This is a genomic window from Pseudoalteromonas sp. B131b (assembly GCF_037162545.1).
GTDB lineage: Bacteria > Pseudomonadota > Gammaproteobacteria > Enterobacterales > Alteromonadaceae > Pseudoalteromonas > Pseudoalteromonas fuliginea.
In genome coordinates this window covers 2,933,208-2,956,083 of the sequence record NZ_JARLUZ010000001.1, presented here as the reverse complement: position 1 = coordinate 2,956,083, position 22,876 = coordinate 2,933,208, and the positions used below count along the sequence as shown (strand labels likewise).

The window sequence follows — 22,876 nt, the reverse complement described above, 5'->3', positions numbered from 1 at the left end:
TGTCATAAAAATGGGCTTTGAATATGTAATACTGTTAAAGTCTAATTTTAAATTTGTGAAGTAAAACAATGAAACTAAAAACAATATCTGGCGTGCTAGCCATTACTGCATTATTTAGCTTAAATACATTTGCATCAGACTCTCTTCGTGTTGCTACTTTTAATGTAAGTATGGATGCAACTAATCACACACTTAAAGGCGAGCAAGTTAAAAGTGATGCCTTAGTTAACTCACTTAAAGCAAACCACCAGCAAATCAAGAACATAGCGGAAATTATTCAGCGTGTTCGCCCTGATATTATTTTACTTAACGAATTTGATTACATCCCAAAAGAGCAGGGCATTGAATACTTTAATAAACATTATTTAAATGTAGGTCAGCAAGAACAAGCCGCTATTAACTATCCTTACTCTTATATAGCCCCAGTAAATACAGGCCTAGCCACCGAGTTTGATTTAGATAATGATGGCAAAAAAAATGGCGTGATGGGCGATGCACAAGGCTTTGGCTTTTTTGAAGGGCATTATGGTATGGCTATTTTGTCAAAATACCCAATCGATTTTGATAAAGTAAGAACCCTTCAAACTTTTAAATATAAAGACATGCCAAATGCTCAAATGCCTGTAATGCCTAAAACAGGCGAAAACTGGTATAACGCACAAGAATGGCAAGCACTTAGACTAAGCTCTAAATCGTTTTGGGATTTACCTATTAGCGTAAACGATAAAACCATTCATGTTATTGCATCTCACCCAACACCGCCTGTATTTGACGGTGAAGAGGACAGAAACGGCAAGCGTAACCACGATGAAGTAAGGTTAATAGCCGATTACGTTTCAAATGCTAAGTATATTTACGACGATAAAGGCGAAAAAGGCGGTTTAAAAGCTCGCTCTCGTTTTGTTATTTTAGGTGATTTAAATGCAGCCCCAGAGGGCGATAAAGCCCGTACAAATACCACCGACCAATTACTTAAAAACCCATTAATAAATGCTCACTTTGTTCCAAAAAGTGAAGGTGCTAAAGAGCAGTATGATGTGCCTTATGCACAAAATTACAGTGCTAATTGGCAAGCCCGTGTTGATTACGTTTTACCGTCAAACTATGGCTTAAAAATTAAGGACGGTGGGGTATTTTGGCCAACTAAAACCAGTAATGAATATCGTTTAATTAAAGACAGAAACGCATCAAGCGATCATCGACTGGTGTGGCTTGATTTAGTAATTGAATAACGTCTATTACAATTAGTAAACTGAGCTTTACCCTGTTTAATGGCTATTTATCTTAAATAATTGCAATAACTTGAGTGCTTCTGCTTAAATACGGCCTAATTATAATAACCGTATAGAAGCACTATGATTTTTAATTTTTCTTCATCTAAAACATTAGTGGCCTTAGCCGTTGCCTCAAGTATCATGCTTGCAGGTTGTAGCGCTACCGCTAACACCTCTTCAACACAGCAAAGTGCTTTACCAGCAACCAAGGTTGCTGCGGTTGTAAACACACCAGCAGATATCGGCTCACAAAAAATAACGCTAGAACAAGCAATGGCCGATCCCGATTGGATGGGTAATCAGCCAGAGAGCGCTTATTGGGCAAGCGATTCAGCTACTATTATTTATGCTCAAAAAGAGCAAGGTAATACATTACGCAATTTATTTAGCCAATCTGTTAACAGCCAAACAGCAGAGCAGGTAGCACTTAATAAACTTCATACTGTGGGTTCAAATAAAGCTGTTTATTCTAAAAATAAAACAATGGCAGCCTACACGTTTAAAGGCAATGTATTTGTTAAAAACCTAAAAACAGGTGAACTTAAACAAATTACAGCGACATCAACAAGTGAGTCTAAACCACAATTTTTAAACAATGGTGATTTAGTTTACCGCCAAGGTAATGTGTTTTTTAAAGTTGATTTAAAAACAGGCTTAACCAATGAACTTGCTAACTTAAAACTTGCTGATAAGCCTAAAGGGATTGAAGAGCCAAGCACGTATATTGCTAAAGAGCAGCATAAACTGATTAAATTTGTGGCGCTTCAACAAAAAAATAAAAAAGATAAGCAAGCACGCAATGAGCAAATTAATGAACAAAATGATTCAATTGCTAACACGGCTTACTACTTAGGTAACGGTAATAAAGTTGCAGAGGCACAGCTTTCGCCAAATGGTGATGCGTTATTAGTCGTAGTTAAAGAAAAAACTGATTGGCGCGCAGATGGCGATATTATGCCAAATTACATCACTAATGATGCAACTATTGAGCCTAAAAAAGCACGCCGCCGTGTTGCAGATGCTAAAGAAGAAACCTCACAGCTTGTCTACATCAATTTAACTAACAAAGAGCAAACATCACTTAGCTTTAATACCTTACCAGGTTTTGATGAAGATGTTTTAGCCGCAGTTAAAAAAGAAAATTATGCACGTGATGGTAAAACATATAAGTCTAAAAAGGCGCCTCGTGGCATTAACCTTATTATGGACTGGGGTTTTGAGCAAAGCCCAATAGTATGGAACGACGACGGCTCACAAGTGGCTGTCATGCTTGAAGCGTGGGACAACAAAGATCGCTGGCTTGCTACCGTAGATTTTGAAAACAACAAACTTGTGTCGCAACATCGCCTACATGACGATGCATGGATTGCTTACGCATTTAACGACTTTGGTTGGTTACATAACTCAAACACGCTTTATTACCTATCGGAAGAGTCGGGTTACAGCCAGCTTTATAAAAAACCAGTTAATGGTAGTGCAACCGCGCTAACACAAGGCCAATTTGAGGTTTCTAACTTAACGCTTACCAGCGACGACAGCGCAATTTATTACAAAGCGAATGTTGAACACCCAGGCCTGTACGAAATTTACCGTGTTAACCCGCAAACAGGTAAGAGTGAGCAAGTTACTGATTTAAACGGCATGACCGATTACACGTTAAGCCCAGATGAAACCAAGTTACTCCTTAAGCACTCTACAATTACGATGCCTAATGAGCTTTATGTAGCAGACGCACAAGCCAATGCAAAAGCAACGCGCTTAACGCACACAGTGTCGGATGAGTTTTTAGCTAAAAAACTAACTGCACCTAAAATTGTTGCCGTGCCATCGAGCCATACTGAACAACCTATATACGCAAAAGTATACTACCCAGCTGATTACGTTGAAGGTGAAGTAGGTAAAAATCGCAAAGCGGTTATTTTTAACCACGGCGCGGGTTACTTGCAAAACTCACATATGGGGTTTTCGGTTTATTTTCGTGAATTTATGTTTCATTCATTGCTCGCTGATGAAGGTTATATAGTAATGGATATGGATTACCGCGCATCTAAAGGCTACGGGCGTGATTGGCGGACTGCGATTTATCGTCAAATGGGCACACCTGAAACACAAGATTTAGCCGATGGCGTTAAATGGATGGCGCAAAATGCCAACGTTGATACCAAAGCAGTCGGTACTTATGGTGGCTCTTATGGCGGCTTTATGACCTTTATGGCATTGTTTACCGCGCCTGAGTTATTTCAATCAGGTGCGGCACTTAGACCTGTTACCGATTGGGCACATTACAACACAGGTTACACGGCTAATATATTAAACCATCCTGATGTTGACCCGATTGCGTATGAACGCAGCTCGCCAATTTATTACGCTGAGGGTTTAAACAAACGTTTACTCATTAATGCCCCCATGGTTGACGATAACGTGTTTTTTCAAGACTCAGTGCGTTTAGTACAGCGCTTAATAGAGCTTGAAAAACAAAACTTTGAAACAGCTATATTTCCTGTTGAACCACATGGTTTTGTACAGCCTTCAAGTTGGTTAGACGAATACCGCCGTATTTATAAGTTATTTAAAGAAACGCTTTAATCTTTAACTCTTAAAGTATAAAAACAAAAATGCCGCATTAGTTTAGTTAACTAATGCGGCATTTTTATTGGATTGAACACAATCTAACTTTATTTTTGCTTTTTAAAGAGCTCTATAGCCAATGGTATGGCAAGCAGAGTCCCGCCAATAACACCAATTAAATGTGCATCAATAGCTACAGTTGAGTTAATAAGCTTTCCTATATCAGCATTAGGGCCGCTAAATTGCTCAAACGCTATTTTAATCCATACGCCTATAAATAATAAATACCCCGACTTAAGCCCTACAGTTATATCTTTAACTGCCCCCCAAATAATTACGCCATGCAGCAGAGCACTTAATCCGGTATAAATATGTATGCTTGGGCAAAACCAATACACGCCAAGTCCACACCACAGTGCCAGCGCACTTATATTAACGGCGTAACGAGTAGGTGATGTGTATTCGCCATGCAGTAACCAAATTAATAAAACACCACTGGCATTTAATCCCAAATGAGCCCAATTAGCATGAACAAATTGGCTAGAAAAAATTCGCCACAGTTCGCCTTGATTAATTAGCTCTCGGTTAAATTCAAGTAAATTATTTAAATCAAATGCAGCAAAAATGGTACTAAAAAGCAGCAGAATAATAGGCGGTAATATATAACGAGGTTGAATAGGTAAATTAAGCATTTTATTGTAATTTTTTAGTATAAATTTTTGCATATTGTGCCCGTTTAACTTTAAGATGCCAATTACCTTATCGTTATTAAGTGTTTTTAGACTTTTTATGCATTTTAAACTTAACTCATTATTTGCTATTGGACTGTGCGCAATAACATTGCCTTCTTTTGCACAGCAACCGATAGAAACTCGCGAACCAGAAGCAGCAACGGGCCTTAGTCACAAGCAAGTTGTGGTAGGTGACAAGTACATGGTTGCAGCGGCAAATCCGTATGCTTCAAGAGCCGGTCAACAAATTTTAGCCCAAGGCGGCAAGTGCCGTTGACGCTGCAATAGCAACTCAACTAGTGCTTACTTTAGTTGAACCGCAATCCTCTGGTATTGGCGGTGGTACATTTATGATGTATTACAACAAAGCTAACAATAAATTGACTAGTTTTGATGGCCGCGAAACCGCACCTGCAAATGCAGATGAAACGCTGTTTTTAGATAAACACGGTAAAGCCGTTAAATGGATTGAAGCCGTTGTAGGCGGGCGCTCAGTAGGCGTGCCTGGTATTTTGCATGCCTTTGCAAGTGCGCATATACAATACGGTATATTGCCATGGGAAGAACTTTTTAAACCCGCTATTGAACTTGCTGAGCAAGGCTTTGTAGTTTCGCCGCGTTTACATGGCTTATTAGCCCGCCAGTTAAACCCCGGTGTAATGAGCATGCCGATAATCAACGAATACTTTTACCCAAATGGTAAACTGATTGAAGCGGGCACAATTAAAAAGAATCAACCGCTTGCAGATTTATACAAAGACATTGCAAAGCAAGGCATTGATGCATTTTACAAAGGCGAAAACGCTAAACAAATGGTTAATGCTGTACAGCGCTCTAAAATTGCCCCAGGCAAATTAAGCGTACAAGACTTAGCAGATTACAAAAGCAAAGAACGCGATGCGGTATGTATACAATACCGTGCCTATAATGTGTGTTCAATGGCTCCACCAAGCAGTGGCGGTGTTGCGGTACTGCAAATGCTAGGCTTACTTGAACATAAAGATATGAGCGCACTTAAGCCAAACGGCGAAAAGGCGATTCATTACTTTAGCCAAGCTTCGCGCATAGCATTTGCCGATCGCGATATGTACATGGGGGATCCCGATTTCACCCAAGTACCTACAAAAGAGCTACTAAACAAAGATTACATTGCCTCGCGCGCTAAATTAATTACAGAAACAGATCAAAAAGCCATAGCTGGTAATCCTGTAGGGTACTTAAGTTATGCTATGGATGACTCGTACGAATTACCTTCTACCTCACACGTATCTGTTGTAGATAGTAAAGGGAATGCCGTTTCGATGACCAGTTCAATTGAAATGGCGTTTGGCTCTACGGTTATGGTTAATGGTTTTATTTTAAATAACCAACTAACTGACTTTTCGCTTTCGCCACGTAAAAACGGCAAGCTTGTAGCAAACCGTGTAGAGGCTGGTAAACGCCCGCGTAGCTCTATGTCACCCGTAATGGTATTTAACAAAGATGGCAGCTTACGTTTAGTTGTGGGTTCTCCTGGTGGTAGTCGCATTATTGATTATGTTGCGCAAGTGGTTGTTGGCGTTATTGATTGGAATTTATCAGCGCAAGACGCTATAAACTTACCACGTACAACAAATCGTAACGATTACACCAGCCTTGAAAAAGGCACAACGCTTGAAGCTATTGCACCTTTGCTTGCTAAACGCGGACACAATGTACGTGTTCTCGATTTGAACTCAGGCTTACATGCCGTTGAAATTAAAAATAACAAATTGTATGGCGGCGCCGATCCGCGCCGTGAAGGTGTTGCATTATCTGATTTAACTGATAATCACGTCACTATCAAATTTTAATTTATGTATAATACACTTGCAGGCAGTGCGGCTTGCAAGTGTTTTTCTCAATGGTCTGACCAACTGAATTGTCATTGCAATTAAACTTCTAACAATGATAATGACAGATCATAACTTAAGACTCCGTTAAAGCTTGGAAATATGACAACAAATACTGATCCTAACTACTTATATATTCATCATTCTGGCCCTGGCCTAATTGAAACGCCGCTATTAAACAAAGGCAGTGCCTTTAGTAAAAAAGAACGCGAAAATTTCAATCTTGCTGGTTTACTTCCTCCACGCTTTGAAACAATTGAAGAGCAAGTGGAGCGTTGTTATCAGCAGTATTCTAGCTTTACCGAAAATTTGAATAAGCACATTTACCTGCGTGCAATCCAAGATAACAACGAAACACTGTACTACCGTTTAGTGCGTGACCATCTTGAAGAGATGATGCCTATTATTTACACGCCTACAGTTGGCGACGCTTGTGAAAAGTTTTCAGACATTTATCGCAGTGCACGTGGCTTATTTATTTCGTACGAAGACCGTTTTCAAATTGATGACATTTTACGCAACGCTACCAAAGGCAAAGTAAAAGTTATTGTTGTTACCGATGGCGAACGTATTTTAGGCCTAGGCGATCAGGGTATTGGTGGCATGGGTATCCCAATTGGTAAATTGTCACTTTACACAGCGTGTGGTGGTATAAGCCCAGCATACACATTACCTGTAATGCTTGATGTAGGTACTAATAACGAAAAGCTTTTGAACGATCCTATGTACATGGGCGCACGCCATAAGCGTATTGCTCAAGACGAATACGATGAGTTTTTAGATTTATTCATTAAAGCGGTTAAACGTCGCTGGCCAAATGTATTGCTGCAGTTTGAGGATTTTGCACAGCCAAATGCAATGCCATTACTTAAGCGCTACCGCAATGAAATTTGTAGCTTTAATGATGATATTCAAGGTACGGCGGCTGTAACGGTTGGTTCTTTACTTGCTGCGTGTCGCGTTAAAAATTCAACACTGAGCCAGCAAAAAGTGGTATTTGTGGGTGCTGGTTCTGCTGGTTGTGGTATTGCTGAGCAAATTATTAGCCAAATGGTTTTTGAAGGCATTACAGAAGCACAAGCGCGTAGCCAAGTATTTATGGTTGACCGTTTTGGCTTGCTTAGTGAAGGTATGGAAGGCTTACGCGACTTCCAACAAGCACTTGCACAACCTAAAGGCTCGTTAAGTGATTGGACTTACAGCGGTGAATACGCATCACTTCTTGATGTGATGCACTGTGCAGAACCTGATATTTTAATTGGTGTTTCAGGCCAACCAGGTTTATTTACCGAGCAGGTAATTCGTGCAATGCACGCAGGTTGTGAGCAACCTATTATTTTCCCATTAAGTAACCCATCTAAGCAGGTAGAAGCATACCCAGAAGATGTAATTAAATGGACTGATGGTAAAGCGCTTGTTGCAACCGGTAGCCCATTTGCACCCGTTGAGTACAATGGCGAAACGTTCCCAATTCCACAATGTAACAACAGTTATATATTTCCAGGTATTGGCTTAGGGGTTATTGCCGCTAAAGCAACGCGTATTACGGATGCAATGTTAAGTGTGTCTAGTGAAATGCTTGCAGAGTCGTCGCCGCGTGCCAATACAGGTAAAGGTAGTTTGTTACCTGCGCTTACTGAAATTGAAACGCTAAGTAAACGTATTGCATTTGCTATTGCTAAAAAAGCGATTGAAGAAGGTGTTGCACTTGAGATCACTGATGATGCTTTATGGGCCGCAATAGACAAAAATTACTGGTTACCAAAATACCGTAACTATAAGCGTTGTAGTGTTTAATTAGGTTTATACATAATTAAAAATAAATAACGTTGTAGGCACAGTTACAATGCTTAACAAAAAACAGGCAAATGCCTGTTTTTTTGTGCTTGTTCATATTTAATTAACCGCGTACGGTGTTTACTGGGTTTAACAAAATTAAAGGATCGACTTAATGAAAACTCTTACCCTTGTTTTAGGTAGCGCGCTGGCTTTAAATGTACTTAGCTTTGATGCACTTGCTGCAGCTACTCCCGATGCCCCTCATATTTACGTAAAGGGCGAAGCCACTCTTACCACAATGCCGGATTACGTACAGCTTAGTGTAGGTATTACCGAAGTTGATAAGGACTTAATTACAGCTAAAAATAAAACCGATTTAACCATCGCTAAAGCAATTAAGCTCGTAAAAGAAGTAGGGGTTAGAGAAGGTGATATAAATGCTGGGCAAATTTCAATAAACCGTGATAGTCAATATAACCGCACAACCGGTAATCAAGACTTTAAAGGCTTCAAAGTTTCTCGCACATTAACAGTAAAACTCAACGATATAAATAAATACCCAGAGTTACTACAAAGCTTAGTTAACAACGGAATTAACGAAATTAACCAAACGCAATTTTTAGCAAGTAACTACAACGAACTACATAAAAAAGCGCAAAAATTAGCAATAAAAGATGCACGCGATGCAGCAAAAGAGTTTAGTGAAGATTATGGCGTTGATTTAAAAGGTTTGTATAGCGCATCACTAAGTCCACTCAATGTGCGATCACAGCCTTATATGCGTGCAGAAAAAGTAATGATGGCTGATAGCGCACCAAGTAATTATGTACCTGATGCCTACCATGCTGGAGAGATTAAAGTAACAGCCTCAAGCTATGCTGTGTACTACATAGATTAAAATATAGGTTCTTCCTAGGGACGATTAACTCTATGTTGCTCGGTTTTTACTTAGCCCACTAGGTTACAAACCTCGCGCCGCGATTTAATCGCCCCTAGATTGAACAAATTTCAATCCAAATAATTCAACACGCCCTAGTGGTGCTCAAAACGTGCCACCAACTTCTCACCTTGCTCTTCGCTAATGCGGGCAATTGCATTGAGCATATTAGTTATTTCTCTCCTGTCGTATTCATTTGTGACATGTTCATTGATGTCATCAACAATCGCATTTAAATAATTAAACAAGCTGTTTCGTGCATCAGTGTCTTTGTGTGCAATAAACAAAATGTTTTTAAACGCCTCAAGCACGTTTGTCATTACGTATGCATCGCCTTTTGCGTAATTACGAAGCGGCGTAAAGTTGTCATGCAATAATTCGTCAAAGCTTGTTTCATGAAGGTACAGCAATGGGGCATTGTCACTGTGCTTAAACGAGTAGTTAATATCGTTAATTGAAAGCCTTTGAATAAGTAAAATGCTCAGCATATCAATTGATTTAACCGCAGTACCTGGATCGTTTATGCCTGGGCTCATTGCTTTAACCGCAATTTCTGATATTTGCGTCAACCCATAACGATAATGATCGCTAATGTATTCTTCTATATAAAAAATAAAGCAGTCGAGAATTTTATTTATCAGCTCTTCATCGTTTGCTATATCCTTATTACATTTTAAAAACGGGTAACCTTTAACTGTAAAATAACCTTGGTTTACAGAGATATACACCTTTATATCTTGCTCTGCCAAAATGGCACACAGCTTATCGGTATGTACGCCTTTATAATATCCCTCTGTTTTACTGACAACAGAGTGCCACTTGCTAAAGTCTGGAAAGTCTTCAACGGGGTTATCTGATTGCCTTTGTATTATTGTTTTAATTTCGTTTTTAGTTTGGCTAAATAAGCCATTTAACACATTATCAACCTGAATAGCACGAGAGATTGAATGTATAAAAAATACAAATAAACCTAATGAAATCAAGCCAAAAATAAGTGCGAACAACACACCAATTGAAGGAATTGCCGTACTGCCACCATCAAGCTTATTAATATTTATAAGCATAATAATTGAGTAAATTATGCTGCCTAAATAAAAACCCAAAACCATTTGGTGTGATTTACGCGTAATAAGCCCTGGCACTACGCGAGGCGATAAACTCGCACTGGCCGAATTTAAAACCACCATTACCATCGAAAAACTAAACACGGTAAGCGAAATAATACTGCCTGCTAAAGTGCTTAAAATAGTACGCGCGTTTTCGGCGCTATCAACAAGTACAACCGATATAAACGATTTTAGCTGCTCAATAGGGGCTAAATATTCAACCGACATAGTTATAATGGCAAATACTAAAAAGCCCACTGAAAGCATAGAAGGGTAAAAACCAATACTGTTAATCATTTCACGGTAACTGTCGGCTACTTTGCGAGGTACAAACATAAAATCCTTATGTAATTTTCTACTTACTTAATACGCTTAGCTTAGCATAGGCATTTATTAAACTTCTGATAATGCTGCTCAAATTTATATGTTATTATCTCGCCCACAATAATAAAGCGCATGCTTATGCGATAAAATAACAGGAAAACGCCATGATCATTTCAACTTATGCTGCATTACTTGCATTGTTTTACATTTATTTGAGCTTTAACGTAATAAAAGTGCGCCGCGCGGAGCAGATATCACTTGGTGATAATGGTAACGCAACGCTGCAACGTGCTGTGCGTGCCCATGCTAACTTTATGGAGTACGTGCCAATTGCTTTAATTTTACTTTTTTTGGCAGAATACCAAGGGCTTGCTAGCCATTACTGTCATATATTAGGTGGTGCGTTATTAATAGGGCGTGTGTTTCAAAATATAGGCATAGTAGAAAAAAACCTGAAATATCGCCAAATTGGTACTATTGCGACATTTTTAGTGATTATTGTTAGCGCCTTTGTATTGCTAGTAACACGTGGCTAATTAAAGAAAAGTTAATGAGCAAAATATTTATAATAGGTTTACCGCGTACCGGCACAACCAGTGTGTGCCACGCATTTTTAGAGCTTGGTATTACAACGGCGCATACCGCGTATACTAATGCCTGTTTTGAAAATGCCAGCGCAATTGCCGACACTCCCATATTTAACGATTTTAAAGCGCTTGATATTCATTATCCAAACTCTAAGTTTATTTATTTAGAGCGCGAATTGAGTGCATGGCTTGCATCAATAAAGCAGCTTTTAACGCGTATGCACACTAATTTAACGCGCGGCGACGGGGGCTTTAATATTCATATAAAACGCTGTTATTTAAACACATTTAGTGAGCTTTCGCTTAATAATATTAGCGACGATAGTTACTTAACTCACTGCTATAAAACACATTTTAATGACGCTCAAACGTACTTTAATAACCGCGACAACGATTTTTTATCCATTGATATAGCAAAACCAGAAAGCTACAAAAAGTTATGCAACTTTTTAGCATTAAAAAGTGATAAAACTGATTTTGAAAAAATGAATATGGGCGGCAAAGTCACCGCATGGAACGATATTAAACACCCGTTAAAAGTTGAATCTACGGCTAAAGGGCGCATAGATAAATTACTGCCTTACAAGATTTTTTAAATCAAATACGTTAAAATCCCCCGCATTATTATTTAAGTTGTACAGAACATGTTTGAATTAAAATATCACACCCCATTTGAATGGACCGAAGTTGTCCTTGCTGACTTTAATACTTTTTTACAAGATCACGCCGCTGCAGAAAAAAGCATCGGGTATGGCTATGTCTATGCTTTCGCATTACCCAGACAAACGTAAATTAGTAAAAGCTATGACCGACTTAGCGCTAGAAGAATTAATACATTTTAAACAAGTACTTAAATTACTTTTAGAGCGTGATGTAAACTTAGGCGATGACAAAAAAGATCCGTATATAAAACAAATTCGTGCACTGTTTAGACATGGTCGTGATGGTTTTTTAATGGACCGATTACTGGTTGGCGGTGTAATTGAAGCAAGAGGGCACGAGCGTTTTTCTTTAGTTGCACAAGCACTTCCTGAGGGTAAAGAAAAAGACTTTTATGTTGCTATCGCTAAATCAGAAGAAAAGCATAAAAATCTTTTTGTTGAACTTGCTTACGAGTACTTCGAAAAAGAGGAAGTGGATATACGTTTAGAAGAATTGCTTATAGCTGAAGCAAAAATCTGTGAAAGCATCCCGTTCACGGCAGCACTGCATTAAAACTATTTTAGTTAAACTGTAAAACATAGATAATCAAGTCTGTGTTTTACTTCCTATACAGTAAAAACACCCGCCTTTCTGAACCTCACGGATAACAGCTTAATAAAATTAATTTTGCATCGCAATTTGCTAATCACAATTAAAAATCTTATTGAGCAGTAAATAAGTTACTAATTTTAAACATAAATTACTTGGGCCAATAATTGCTTTATATAAAGAACAGTGGTTATATATTATTAAGTAAATTCTTCAAGCTGCCGATATATACCTACATAGTAAGTAATTAATTTTATATAAGTTACAAACTCAAAAAATACTAGGAGTAAATTATCAATGTCATCAGAAAGTAATGTTAAAGAGTTTGTAAAACCAAAGCCAGCTAATAAAGCGATGCCGAATAACATTTCCTCCATAACACAAAGCCAAAATAAACTTATCAATGTATTGTTGGTAGATGACGATCTTTTAATTGAGATTGTTATAAAAAAATGCTTGAAGATGAATGTTTTAACGTTGATTTTGCTTCAAGTGCGGCAGAAGCACTTATTATGGTTTCACAAAATAATTATGACATTATTTTAATGGATATAATTATGCCTGAATTTACGGGCACAGATGCGATGCTAAAAATAAGAAAGCACATTGATAAAACCACAACAAAAATTATTGCACATACTTTTAGTGATAATAAATATATCAATTTAGGTTTTGATGGCCAATTATTAAAACCAGTTAAAAAAATGTGCTTATTGAAAATATTAAATCCTTATTGGTCTGATTTATAAAAAACAGCAGGGCGGTTCACTGTTTTTATTTATAGCTTACTAAAAACTTAAATTGTAATTTTCAAAGCGCTAATATTATTTAGCGCTTTTGTGTATATTAAACCTTTAATTTATTTAAACTTGTAAAAATCCTTTAATAAGAATAATTACTTCAAATTATTCCTTTAAAGTATTAGCAACTTCGCTTTTGTAATTGTTGCAAATATAAGAGCAAACGTTTCACACTTCTTAAAGTGGTTTAACAATCACAATTATCAAACTCTATAATAATAAAAAACAAATAAACTTATTTAGCCTAAAGCCCAGGTATCGCAAGGGTTTGACTTTAAATTATTATAATTTATTAATAACTAATAAATGCTCATCTTGGGATGGAATTTGCTTTATAAGGCTATATTCCAATTTTATAGTTTAATAAACATTATAATTTTTTAAATTAACGAGGCACAAGCATGAGCAAAACACAGTACGTTACAGTAGAAGGTCATCAAATTGCTTATCAAGAAATGGGACAAGGAACACCTTTATTATTGATACACGGTATTCCGACAAATAAATTTTTATGGCGAAATGTGATGCCAAAACTTGCATCAAAATATCGGGTAATAGCACCTGATTTACTTAACTTTGGTGAATCTGATATGCCAATTAACACTGATGTATCTATAAATGCGCAATGTAGAATAATATGTAAGTTTATAGAAGAACTCGGTATTTCTAAAGTTAATATTGCTGCACATGATATTGGTGGTGGTGTTGCTCAATTAATGGCTGTAAATCATCCGGAAAAAGTAAACGGGTTGGTTTTAATTGATAGCGTGTGTTTTGATTCTTGGCCAATACCAGAATTTGAACCTTTGCTAGAACCAGGTGTAGAAGAAAAAACAACTGTAGATGAATTTGTTGATACATTAAGAGATTTCATGCCCAAAGGCGTTTACGACTCAAGCGTGATGACTGAAGAGTTGATGAAAATATACTTAGCACCATGGAGTAATGAAAAAGGAAAAGCCGCTTTATTTAGTAACATGCGTAGGCTCAATAAAGAATATACCGAAGCTATTACAGGCGATCTTAAAAGCTTACCTCATGAAACACTCATAATATGGGGTAAAGAAGACAAGTTTCAAAAGCCAAAGTATGCACCAATGTTAGAAGAAGCAATTCCAAATTCGTCATTGGTTTGGATAGATAAAGCCGCTCATTGGGTTATTGATGAACATCCAGATAAAGTGTCAGATCTTATTAGTGAATTTATGAATGATAAAATTTTACGTATCTAAAATTATACAACTCATATATAGCTAAGATAGACTCACAACAGCATGTTAAACAGCTGAGATATAGAAGGGCAGAAAATGTCTTTTCTATATCTGATTCATTTTCATTAATTTCCCAATGCTTTTTGTTATGTTGAATTGTGATTCTGTGAATACTATATGCCCATCATTTGATAGACAAGATTTTATAAAAAGATTTTCATCATCAAGATTTAAACTATTATTTTTTGAAGTTACATATTTGCTTATAGAGTATGTGGAATTTATAATTTCATCTAACTCATTTTCAATGTTTTTTATTTCGTCAAAAATTATAACCCCTAAATCTTTATTTAGAAAAAAATCTCACCATACTTACTAAGAATTTGGAATTTTATTTTAGTTAAATTATTTTCTATTAATTCAATTTCTTGCCTCGTTTTACTTTTTTCTGCTGGGGTACTTAAATGTGGAGGGCGCTTAATAAAAGATCCTAATGTGTATGAGCTTTTATTTACTTCAGGAAGAATTACACTAAACATCTCATTAATGAGCTCTAAGAATTTGTGGGAACCATTCTTTCTCTTATTTATTAAAAATTCTTTTAGAGATATTACAACAGCAATAAATGTAAACATACCACCCAAAAAGCCTCCAAAGCTCGATAAAATTATAGCTTTTTTCCCGTTTCCAGAAAGTATTTGTATTGAGCCATATAAGCAAAATAATAATGCTAAAATAGATATGAAATTAGCAAAAAAATTTATATAAAATTTTGTCATTACTATTTTTACCATTGCAAAAAGTGGCTTTTTTTCTAAGTCTATTATATGCATATATTTTCCATCTCTACTCATTAGCCAATATAGTACTGCGAATCAGCTCTAATTTAAATTATTAAAAAGATTATAACTTCATAAATTCTAAGATAGTTTAAGTAACAAGACTAAAGAGTGAGGTCTTTATTTCTGGGTTGTAGAATGATTTATATAAGAAATGAGCTTTAAGGATTAGCACTATTCATAGCTAATACCGTAAATGGGTAAGGCACTAACTATTAAGATAAGTAGGTTAATGCTTATTAAATAGTCAAAATATCGCGTTTATACGTTAATTAATGAAGGTGAGTAACTTAGTTATGTATTTATTTATGCTATTTAACATAATATAAATTATAGGTAGTTAATATGCATAGAGAAAGAGCGCTTAAATGCGCCCTTTCTATGTCCAATACTAGACGGTATCGGACATTAAGTGATTTTATTACAATAACAGGTATTACTAATACAGATACTTTATTTATCAATTTGTTTAATCAATACTTAATAAACGCTCAGCTGTATATTCGTTAGTAATTAATCCACTGATCATGTTTGACCTTACTGCGCCCAAAATGGCTAACACTTTTTCTTCACCAGCAGCTATCGCATAAATCTGTTTGTTAGCATTTGTTTTTAATGGCGTACTTGCTACACGCTGATTAACTGTGCAATCTAAAAGCTTACCGTTTTTATCAAACACCCAACTAATCATTTCACCAACAGCACCAAGATCTTGTAGCTCTTTAAGTTCTTGTGCATCAATAAAACCATCTATATGTAATGGCGACTTTTCACCTAAGCTACCAATACCCACAAATGTTACATCGGCATCTTTAGCGAGTTTTAAATTACCGGTAATATTTTGTTGTGCGTGTAACTGTTCTTTTTCTTCAATGCTTCTTGGTAAAACTGGCAATGGCATTGGATAATGTTTTGCATTGGTGTGTTCGGCCATTCTTACTACAACATCATAAGGTGAAGCCGATCCATCCAAAGCCATATTACCTAGCATTGCTACAATTTTATGTTGCGGACAATCAACAGTTCTTAGCTCATCTACACATGAACGTAAAACTCGACCTGTTCCCATAGCAAGTACTTTGGGTTGTTCTGATTTTAAATGACGTTCTATTTCAGCCGCGCCAGCTTGAGCCAAACCTAGTGTAGATGAAGGTTCAGACGGATCACTCGGTACAACTTCACACGAATCTAACCCAAAACGGCTTTTTAATTTTTCGGCCAAATCCATACATTTGGCAATCGGGTGGTCAAGTCTAACTTTAATTAATCCTTGGCTCACAGATAATGCGACCATTCTTTGTGCAGATTGGCGAGATATATTTAGCTTTTTAGCAATTTCATCTTGTGTGTTACCGCCAACATAATATAACCACCCTGCTCTGGCTGCATCATCTAGCTTTCTAATTTCTGTATTTGATAGCTTTACCACGTAAACCTCTTAAAATAGAAGGAAAACTAAGTCCTTATTTTCATTACATAATTTCAATTATATGTGCTGCTATATAAATTATTTTATTAATTTTGGAGTATCTATTTATTAATAACGTTTTTGTTATTTATAGTTGTAAATATACCATTCCTTAATAAAAAATACCTAGGTTTCATAGGATTATGTAATTAGAATTTAGTTAATAGCACCCTTATAAAGGTGCTATTTAAGGTAATTAAAGATTGGCTCTAGCGAATTGTTAAACCGTTATTATCAAACTTTAATACTTTATCAGCCGGTGCGCTTAGGTAAATACTGTCGCCATATTTTAACGGACAATCACCATCTGCTTTTACTGTTACGGTCCCTTTGCCTTCAATATTTATATGTAAAAAGCTCTCCGATCCTAAATGCTCAATTACACCGACAGTACCAGCCCACGTTCCTTGCTCAGTAGAGAGTGTTATATGCTCTGGTCGTATACCAATACAACTAACATTCGCATCTTCATTTTGTGGAGCATCTATAAAATTCATTTTTGGAGAGCCAATAAAACCAGCTACAAATTTGTTTACTGGGTTTTTATAAAGCTCTAAAGGTGTGCCTACCTGTTCAATAATACCGGCATTAAATACCGCGATTCTATCTGCCATTGTCATGGCTTCGACCTGATCGTGTGTAACATAAATCATTGTTGTTGAAAGGCTTTTGTGTAACTCTGATATTTCAAGCCGCATATTTACACGTAATGAAGCATCAAGATTTGAAAGCGGTTCGTCAAATAAAAATGCCGAAGGCTGACGTACAATTGCGCGCCCTATCGCTACACGCTGGCGCTGACCGCCCGATAATTGTCCAGGCTTTCGGTCTAAATAATCGGTCAAATTAAGAATTTTAGCGGCGTTAGCAATTTTACTTTCGATTTCTGCTGGGCTAACTTTGGCTCTTTTTAAAGGAAAAGCAATATTGTTACGCACGGTCATATGCGGATATAACGCGTAGGATTGAAACACCATTGCTAAGCCTCGTTTTGCAGGCGGTGTTTTTGTAGCGTCAATGCCATCAATTTCTATATTACCACTGGTGGTATCTTCAAGCCCTGCGATCATACGAAGTAATGTTGATTTACCACAGCCTGATGGCCCAACAAATACGATAAACTCACCGTCTTTAATTTCTAAGTCGAGTGGTTTAATTACGTTAACTTCATCAAAGTTTTTAGTGACTTGTTTTAGTGTGATGCTGCCCATGTGTATTCTCCTATTTTACTGCGCCGAAACTTAATCCACGCACTAATTGTTTTTGACTAAACCAACCAAGTATTAAAATTGGCACAATGGCCATGGCAGATGCTGCCGATAACTTAGCGTAAAATAACCCCTCAGGGCTTGAGTAACTGGCAATAAATGCCGTTAAAGGTGCAGCATTCGCAGCGGTTAAAATAAGTGTCCAAAATGCTTCGTTCCATGACAAAATAACATTTAACAATAATGTTGAGGCTATACCTGGTAAGGCTATTGGTAATAAAACATGGAATATTTCTTCACCAATTGTTGCGCCATCCATACGTGAAGCTTCAAGTATTTCGTTTGGTATTTCTCTAAAGTAGGTGTACAGCATCCATACCATTATTGGTAAGTTAATGAGTGTCATTACAATTACTAAACCTAATTTTGTATCGAGTAGCGCAAAGTCACGAAACAATAAATAAATCGGAATAAGTACCCCTACTGGCGGTAACATTTTGGTTGAAAGCATCCACATTAATAAATGCTTTGTTTTTTTAGTTTGTACAAAAGCCATAGACCAAGCAGCAGGTACAGCAATTAATAAACCCAGCAAACTTGAACCTAACGATATAACCACAGAGTTCCAAAAATGGTTAAAGTATGGCGAACGTGACAGTACATCGCGGTAATTTTCGAGCGTCCAATCAAACGCATATAAGCTTGGGCTTGCTGAAATTGCTTCTGCTTCCGTTTTAAAGCTGGTGATTAACGTCCATAAAATTGGAAAGAAAATCATGCCGCTTATTGTCCATGCAGCAATGGTATAAATTAGTTTGGAACGACGGCTATTTTTTATAGTCATAATTAACCCTCCAAGTTTTTGCCAATTAAGCGCATTAAAAATATAGCGACTATATTTGCAATAATAACTGCAACTATGCCCCCTGCCGAACCGCCGCCTACATCAAATTGAAGCAGTGATTGCGTGTAAATTAAGTACGTAATATTGGTCGACGAATAACCAGGGCCGCCACTAGTTGTAACTAATATTTCAGCAAAGATTGACAGTAAAAATATAGTTTCGATTAAAATAACAGCCGTTACAGCCCGCGATAAGTGCGGTAAAACGATGTAAAAAAACTTACTAAATGGCCCAGCGCCATCTAAATCAGCCGCTTCTAATTGCTCGCGGTCTAATGATTGTATTGCTGTTAGCAGTATTAATGCTGCAAACGGTAACCACTGCCAAGACACAATTATGATGATTGAAAATAACGGCATTTGAGCAAAAAAGTCGATAGGTTCAAAGCCAAGCCAAATCGCGAAATGTGCAAATAAGCCATTAACTGGGTTCATTAGCATGTTTTTCCATACCAATGCCGACACAGTTGGCATTACAAAAAATGGGGCTAATACCATAATGCGAACGTAATTTCGTCCCCATATGGCTTGGTCTAGTAAAATAGCTAAGCCAATACCACCACAAATAGTGATAAGTAAAACCCCAGTTACTAAGTAAAGCGTGTTAAAAAATGATTCAAAAAAAGCCGGATCAGTTAAGAAAAATTCATAGTTTAAAAAGCCTACAAACTCTTTATCCCCAGGAACGAGTAAGTTGTAATCAATAAATGAAAAATACAGTGTCATACACAGCGGAACTATCATCCAAGCAAGTAATAAAATTACACTAGGAAGAAGCATAAACCGAGCAAGCGTGCGCGAGTTAGTTGTTGCCATAAAGGTGACCTTAAAAAAGCCAATTCTATTTACTTGTTAACTATCAAGTGAAAATCAGAAACCCTTGATAGTGTTTATAACTAACAAGTAAATAGAATTGACATAAAATATTGGGTAAGTTTGAGTACTTACCCGCCCATTACATGCTATTTAGGATAGCGAGCTTTACGCATTGTTCGCTCAACGAGGTGCTGAGACGTACTAAGCGCTTGCTTAACGGTCATTTGGCCAGTTAATGCTGCTGAAAATTGTTGCCCAACAGCTGTACCAATTCCTTGAAACTCAGGAATAGCAACAAACTGAATACCTACATAAGGCACCGGTTTAACGGTTGGATTTTTAGGATCTGCAGATTGAATAGAATCTAAGGTAATTTGCGCAAACGGTGCTGCGTCCATGTACTTTTGATTACTGTAAAGTGATTTACGTGTACCTGGCGGTACTTTTGCCCAACCTTTTTTGTCGGCTACAAGTTGAGTGTATTCTTTAGATGTTGCCCAGCTAATAAATTTCATTGCGGCATTTGGTTTTTTGCTGCTTGCCGGTACGGCTAAAGTCCAAGACCATAACCAGTTACCGCGTTTACCTAGGCCGTTATCTGGTGCAAGTGCAAACCCTACTTTATCGGCAACTTCTGAGTCTTTTTTGTTGGTAACAAATGCACCTGCAACGGTTGCATCAATCCAAATACCACATTTTCCGGTTTGAAATAATGCAAGGTTTTCATTAAAACCGTTTGCAGATGAACCAGCAGGACCAGATTCTGTCATCACATCTACATAATACTGAAGGGTATTTTCCCACTCTGGGGTATTAAACTGTGGCTTCCAATTTTCATCAAACCAACGAGCACCAAACGAATTTGCCATGGATGTAATAAGCGCAACGTTTTCGCCCCAACCTGCTTTACCACGTAGACAAAGGCCATAAACACCTTCTTTTTTATCGGTCATCGCTTTAGCAGCTTTGCGTATAAAGTCCCATGTTGGGGCTTTAGGCATTGTCAGCCCTGCTTTTTCCATTAAGTCAGTGCGGTACATAACCATTGAGCTTTCGCCATAAAATGGCGCAGCATAAAGTTTGTCATTAATCGTTAAACCGCTTCGAATTGCCGGAATTAAATCGTCTAAATCGTAGTTTTCACCTAAATTATCCAGCTCTTTTAGCCAATTTTGCTTGCCCCAAATTGGTACTTCATAAGTACCTATGGTCATAACATCGTATTGGCCGCCTTTTGTTGCAACATCGGTTGTGACACGTTGGCGAAGAATGTTTTCCTCTAGAGTAACCCATTTTAGATCTATATCAGGGTTTTGGCTGGTAAAGTCACTGCTTAATTCTTTCATGGTGATCATGTCACCATTGTTAACAGTCGCTATTGTAATTGTTTCTTTTGCCGCAGCGCCCATGCTTATAAAGCCACACGCGAGCATAATTAATTTATTTTTCATCGGGTATTCCCCATACACGTTATGTTTTAACAAGTGCTATTAAATTTTAATCTATTGCCAATTCTATTTATGGCAGTTTTAAAACATAAAACTGCCCGCAAAGTCCCTTTTTAGGTCCTTTGTTTAAATAGTTAGACTAGTTTGGATAATGATTTAAAATTTAACAGATATTTCAGAAGTGAAGCCGTCAAATCCTTTACCGATTTGGCCGCCCGAATTAACATCTTCTTCTTGGTTAACATACTCAACTTTTAAAAGCGTTTTATCGTTAAACCAGTAACCTGCGGCTACTTGAATACGCTCTACTGTATTGTCTGTTTGTTCAATTAAGTCGGAAGTGTTTTCGGCTTCTGCATAACGAGCCGCTACATATAGCTTTTTAGGAATAATATATTGTTGTGCTTCAAACACGAAGTACTCAACCGATGAGTCGCCTTCTATTACACTGTTTGAATCAAAAGTAGTGCCATTTTCATCTGCTATACCGTTTGTACCAAAGTAGGTAATACCGGCAACTGCATTACCAGCGGCATCTGCGAATGTGTAGTCATCAGATGATTTACCAACCATAAAAATTAAGCTAGTTTCGTCAGATGGTTGATAAGCTAAGTTAAGCTGGATGATTGATTGCTCAAGCCCTGGCATTGCACCAACGTGAGTGTCACGCTCGTTCGAAGGTGACGCTGAGAAATTATAGTTTTCACCATCGCCAAAGCGATAGTTTGTTGTGGTTACACCATCAAGACTTGCTACGCCATTTTCAAAACGTAACTGGTCGCCTTGATTGGCTTTTAATAAGTTTAAACCTGCTTTAAAGCCACCTTCAAATTCTAGAGTACCTTGAAGTCGGTAGTTATAACCTCTGTCTTCTTGAAATGCTTCACCGAAACTTGAAGTCGTAATGTGACCTGTAACATTATAAGCACGTACTACACCACTATCGAAAGTTTCGCTGTAACTTAGCTGTGCACCGTTTTCTGCGGTTGCGTAATCGGTAATACCATTACCTATAAGTGCATTACTTTGGTTATCTGCGCCGTCTTGAAAACCTTTAAATTGAAAAGGCGATCCACCAATGTTACCTAAACGCAGTGTTAAATTTGCGTTTTCTTTTGGTGTGCCATAAAGACCTAGTAAGTCAAATTCAACACCTGCAAAATCGTTGTGAAATGAAAAGTCACGATCTTCGCCACCAAAGTCATTAGGCTCTTCTGCAATATCTATATCGGCAGTAATGAACTCGTTAATATGAAATTTAAGCATTAGATTTGCTCTAATACGCCCAAATCCTGATTCTTGTTCTTCATCTTCTGGACGAAATGCACCGTCTTTAGCCTGAATTGACTGAAAGTTTTGCATTAGTAAAAAGTCTACGTCAACGCGATCTAAATATTCAGAAATATCAGCCTGTGCTGGAGCCGATGTAGCCATAGCTGCCGCTATGAGAGAAATTGCAAATTTAGTCTTTTTATTATTCAACATAATAAGCTCTTTATTTAGTGTGGTGTGTGATGCCAACTTTATTAAATTACATTTTCATTTAATGAAATTGGTATTAATTCAGTGTGTATAGATGAGGCTGACTGAGCAAAACATTAAATGGTTAATGAAATTGCATTTATGAGCATAAGCCCATCTGGTGAGCATAATCACAGAATGAATTTAGAAGGTCAACGATTTTTTATTACAAAACGTTTACAAAAAATCGAATTTATATGTAAATATTTTTGAATCAATAAGTTAAGTGGCAAA

At 37.2% G+C, this 22,876-nt stretch carries 18 protein-coding genes and 2 pseudogenes; 10 read left to right on the top strand and 10 right to left on the bottom strand.

Translation table 11 applies throughout. The features are described 5' to 3' along the window. Nucleotides 1-68 precede the first annotated feature (68 nt). Nucleotides 69-1,232 carry an endonuclease/exonuclease/phosphatase family protein gene (locus P4S65_RS13645; RefSeq protein ID WP_337120378.1) on the top strand — a complete coding sequence of 388 codons (1,164 nt, stop codon included), beginning with the start codon at nt 69-71 and terminating at the stop codon, nt 1,230-1,232. Nucleotides 1,233-1,355: 123 nt separating this feature from the next. Further along, nucleotides 1,356-3,860 (top strand): S9 family peptidase, encoded by a 2,505-nt coding sequence (locus P4S65_RS13640; RefSeq protein ID WP_337120377.1) that lies wholly within the window; start codon nt 1,356-1,358, stop codon nt 3,858-3,860. An 89-nt stretch (nt 3,861-3,949) separates the two neighbouring features. Here P4S65_RS13640 and rrtA read toward each other — a convergent pair whose 3' ends face one another. Beyond that, nucleotides 3,950-4,567 (bottom strand): rhombosortase, encoded by a 618-nt coding sequence (gene rrtA / locus P4S65_RS13635; RefSeq protein WP_337120376.1) that lies wholly within the window; start codon nt 4,565-4,567, stop codon nt 3,950-3,952. 64 nt (nt 4,568-4,631) lie between these two features. Between rrtA and ggt the strand changes: the two are divergent. The 3 genes and pseudogenes from ggt to P4S65_RS13620 all read left to right on the top strand — a co-directional run bounded on the left by ggt (nt 4,632) and on the right by P4S65_RS13620 (nt 9,121). Further along, nucleotides 4,632-6,405, top strand: a pseudogene (ggt, locus tag P4S65_RS13630) (gamma-glutamyltransferase). A 141-nt stretch (nt 6,406-6,546) separates the two neighbouring features. Next, the gene (locus P4S65_RS13625; RefSeq protein WP_007377162.1) at nt 6,547-8,241 is read left to right on the top strand and encodes an NAD-dependent malic enzyme; all 1,695 of its coding nucleotides are present in this window, start codon (nt 6,547-6,549) and stop codon (nt 8,239-8,241) included. Between the two features lie 154 nt (nt 8,242-8,395). Beyond that, the gene (locus P4S65_RS13620) at nt 8,396-9,121 is read left to right on the top strand and encodes an SIMPL domain-containing protein (RefSeq protein WP_337120375.1); all 726 of its coding nucleotides are present in this window, start codon (nt 8,396-8,398) and stop codon (nt 9,119-9,121) included. 134 nt (nt 9,122-9,255) lie between these two features. Here the strand turns inward: P4S65_RS13620 and P4S65_RS13615 are convergent, their stop codons facing one another. Continuing rightward, nucleotides 9,256-10,602, bottom strand: coding sequence for a DUF2254 domain-containing protein (locus P4S65_RS13615; RefSeq protein ID WP_306725203.1), 1,347 nt, complete (start codon nt 10,600-10,602; stop codon nt 9,256-9,258). A 152-nt stretch (nt 10,603-10,754) separates the two neighbouring features. Here P4S65_RS13615 and P4S65_RS13610 point away from each other — a divergent pair, with 152 nt between their 5' ends. The 3 genes and pseudogenes from P4S65_RS13610 to P4S65_RS13600 all read left to right on the top strand — a co-directional run bounded on the left by P4S65_RS13610 (nt 10,755) and on the right by P4S65_RS13600 (nt 12,392). Beyond that, nucleotides 10,755-11,126, top strand: a complete 372-nt coding sequence (locus P4S65_RS13610) for an MAPEG family protein (protein WP_149605286.1) — start codon at nt 10,755-10,757, stop codon at nt 11,124-11,126. Nucleotides 11,127-11,140: 14 nt separating this feature from the next. Continuing rightward, on the top strand, nt 11,141-11,773 hold the full coding sequence (locus P4S65_RS13605) for a sulfotransferase (protein ID WP_033029593.1): 633 nt from the start codon (nt 11,141-11,143) through the stop codon (nt 11,771-11,773). A gap of 48 nt (nt 11,774-11,821) precedes the next feature. Then, nucleotides 11,822-12,392: pseudogene (locus P4S65_RS13600) on the top strand (tRNA-(ms[2]io[6]A)-hydroxylase). Nucleotides 12,393-12,628: 236 nt separating this feature from the next. On the opposite strand, the gene P4S65_RS13595 reads toward P4S65_RS13600, so the two are convergent. Beyond that, nucleotides 12,629-12,796 carry a hypothetical protein gene (locus P4S65_RS13595; protein ID WP_337120374.1) on the bottom strand — a complete coding sequence of 56 codons (168 nt, stop codon included), beginning with the start codon at nt 12,794-12,796 and terminating at the stop codon, nt 12,629-12,631. Nucleotides 12,797-12,880: 84 nt separating this feature from the next. Here P4S65_RS13595 and P4S65_RS13590 point away from each other — a divergent pair, with 84 nt between their 5' ends. Further along, the gene (locus P4S65_RS13590) at nt 12,881-13,177 is read left to right on the top strand and encodes a response regulator (RefSeq protein WP_337120373.1); all 297 of its coding nucleotides are present in this window, start codon (nt 12,881-12,883) and stop codon (nt 13,175-13,177) included. A gap of 452 nt (nt 13,178-13,629) precedes the next feature. Further along, nucleotides 13,630-14,460: an alpha/beta fold hydrolase gene (locus P4S65_RS13585; protein WP_337120372.1), complete on the top strand. Its 831-nt coding sequence runs from the start codon at nt 13,630-13,632 to the stop codon at nt 14,458-14,460. 329 nt (nt 14,461-14,789) lie between these two features. Here P4S65_RS13585 and P4S65_RS13580 read toward each other — a convergent pair whose 3' ends face one another. The 7 genes from P4S65_RS13580 to P4S65_RS13550 form a co-directional block, all read right to left on the bottom strand. Further along, complete coding sequence (locus tag P4S65_RS13580; RefSeq protein ID WP_337120371.1) at nt 14,790-15,272, bottom strand: hypothetical protein; 483 nt, start codon at nt 15,270-15,272, stop codon at nt 14,790-14,792. A 475-nt stretch (nt 15,273-15,747) separates the two neighbouring features. Then, nucleotides 15,748-16,707: a sugar-binding transcriptional regulator gene (locus tag P4S65_RS13575; RefSeq protein ID WP_002960874.1), complete on the bottom strand. Its 960-nt coding sequence runs from the start codon at nt 16,705-16,707 to the stop codon at nt 15,748-15,750. A gap of 248 nt (nt 16,708-16,955) precedes the next feature. Next, nucleotides 16,956-17,957: an ABC transporter ATP-binding protein gene (locus P4S65_RS13570; RefSeq protein ID WP_337120370.1), complete on the bottom strand. Its 1,002-nt coding sequence runs from the start codon at nt 17,955-17,957 to the stop codon at nt 16,956-16,958. 10 nt (nt 17,958-17,967) lie between these two features. After that, nucleotides 17,968-18,798, bottom strand: coding sequence for a carbohydrate ABC transporter permease (locus P4S65_RS13565; RefSeq protein WP_039487848.1), 831 nt, complete (start codon nt 18,796-18,798; stop codon nt 17,968-17,970). Between the two features lie 2 nt (nt 18,799-18,800). Then, nucleotides 18,801-19,673: a carbohydrate ABC transporter permease gene (locus tag P4S65_RS13560; RefSeq protein ID WP_002960879.1), complete on the bottom strand. Its 873-nt coding sequence runs from the start codon at nt 19,671-19,673 to the stop codon at nt 18,801-18,803. Nucleotides 19,674-19,819: 146 nt separating this feature from the next. After that, on the bottom strand, nt 19,820-21,124 hold the full coding sequence (locus tag P4S65_RS13555; protein WP_337120369.1) for an ABC transporter substrate-binding protein: 1,305 nt from the start codon (nt 21,122-21,124) through the stop codon (nt 19,820-19,822). Nucleotides 21,125-21,277: 153 nt separating this feature from the next. Next, the gene (locus P4S65_RS13550) at nt 21,278-22,606 is read right to left on the bottom strand and encodes a hypothetical protein (RefSeq protein ID WP_337120368.1); all 1,329 of its coding nucleotides are present in this window, start codon (nt 22,604-22,606) and stop codon (nt 21,278-21,280) included. Nucleotides 22,607-22,876 lie beyond the last annotated feature (270 nt).

What these genes read in the sequence shown, in the direction of transcription:
- P4S65_RS13590 (WP_337120373.1), top strand. Translation starts at nt 12,881, where the DNA reads ATGCTTGAAGATGAATGTTTTAACGTTGATTTTGCTTCAAGTGCGGCA.
- P4S65_RS13570 (WP_337120370.1), bottom strand. Translation starts at nt 17,957, where the DNA reads ATGGGCAGCATCACACTAAAACAAGTCACTAAAAACTTTGATGAAGTT.
- P4S65_RS13610 (WP_149605286.1), top strand. Translation starts at nt 10,755, where the DNA reads ATGATCATTTCAACTTATGCTGCATTACTTGCATTGTTTTACATTTAT.
- P4S65_RS13580 (WP_337120371.1), bottom strand. Translation starts at nt 15,272, where the DNA reads ATGCATATAATAGACTTAGAAAAAAAGCCACTTTTTGCAATGGTAAAA.
- P4S65_RS13620 (WP_337120375.1), top strand. Translation starts at nt 8,396, where the DNA reads ATGAAAACTCTTACCCTTGTTTTAGGTAGCGCGCTGGCTTTAAATGTA.
- P4S65_RS13555 (WP_337120369.1), bottom strand. Translation starts at nt 21,124, where the DNA reads ATGAAAAATAAATTAATTATGCTCGCGTGTGGCTTTATAAGCATGGGC.
- P4S65_RS13640 (WP_337120377.1), top strand. Translation starts at nt 1,356, where the DNA reads ATGATTTTTAATTTTTCTTCATCTAAAACATTAGTGGCCTTAGCCGTT.
- P4S65_RS13615 (WP_306725203.1), bottom strand. Translation starts at nt 10,602, where the DNA reads ATGTTTGTACCTCGCAAAGTAGCCGACAGTTACCGTGAAATGATTAAC.
- P4S65_RS13560 (WP_002960879.1), bottom strand. Translation starts at nt 19,673, where the DNA reads ATGGCAACAACTAACTCGCGCACGCTTGCTCGGTTTATGCTTCTTCCT.
- P4S65_RS13565 (WP_039487848.1), bottom strand. Translation starts at nt 18,798, where the DNA reads ATGACTATAAAAAATAGCCGTCGTTCCAAACTAATTTATACCATTGCT.
- P4S65_RS13585 (WP_337120372.1), top strand. Translation starts at nt 13,630, where the DNA reads ATGAGCAAAACACAGTACGTTACAGTAGAAGGTCATCAAATTGCTTAT.
- P4S65_RS13625 (WP_007377162.1), top strand. Translation starts at nt 6,547, where the DNA reads ATGACAACAAATACTGATCCTAACTACTTATATATTCATCATTCTGGC.
- rrtA (WP_337120376.1), bottom strand. Translation starts at nt 4,567, where the DNA reads ATGCAAAAATTTATACTAAAAAATTACAATAAAATGCTTAATTTACCT.
- P4S65_RS13645 (WP_337120378.1), top strand. Translation starts at nt 69, where the DNA reads ATGAAACTAAAAACAATATCTGGCGTGCTAGCCATTACTGCATTATTT.
- P4S65_RS13605 (WP_033029593.1), top strand. Translation starts at nt 11,141, where the DNA reads ATGAGCAAAATATTTATAATAGGTTTACCGCGTACCGGCACAACCAGT.
- P4S65_RS13595 (WP_337120374.1), bottom strand. Translation starts at nt 12,796, where the DNA reads ATGTTATTCGGCATCGCTTTATTAGCTGGCTTTGGTTTTACAAACTCT.
- P4S65_RS13550 (WP_337120368.1), bottom strand. Translation starts at nt 22,606, where the DNA reads ATGTTGAATAATAAAAAGACTAAATTTGCAATTTCTCTCATAGCGGCA.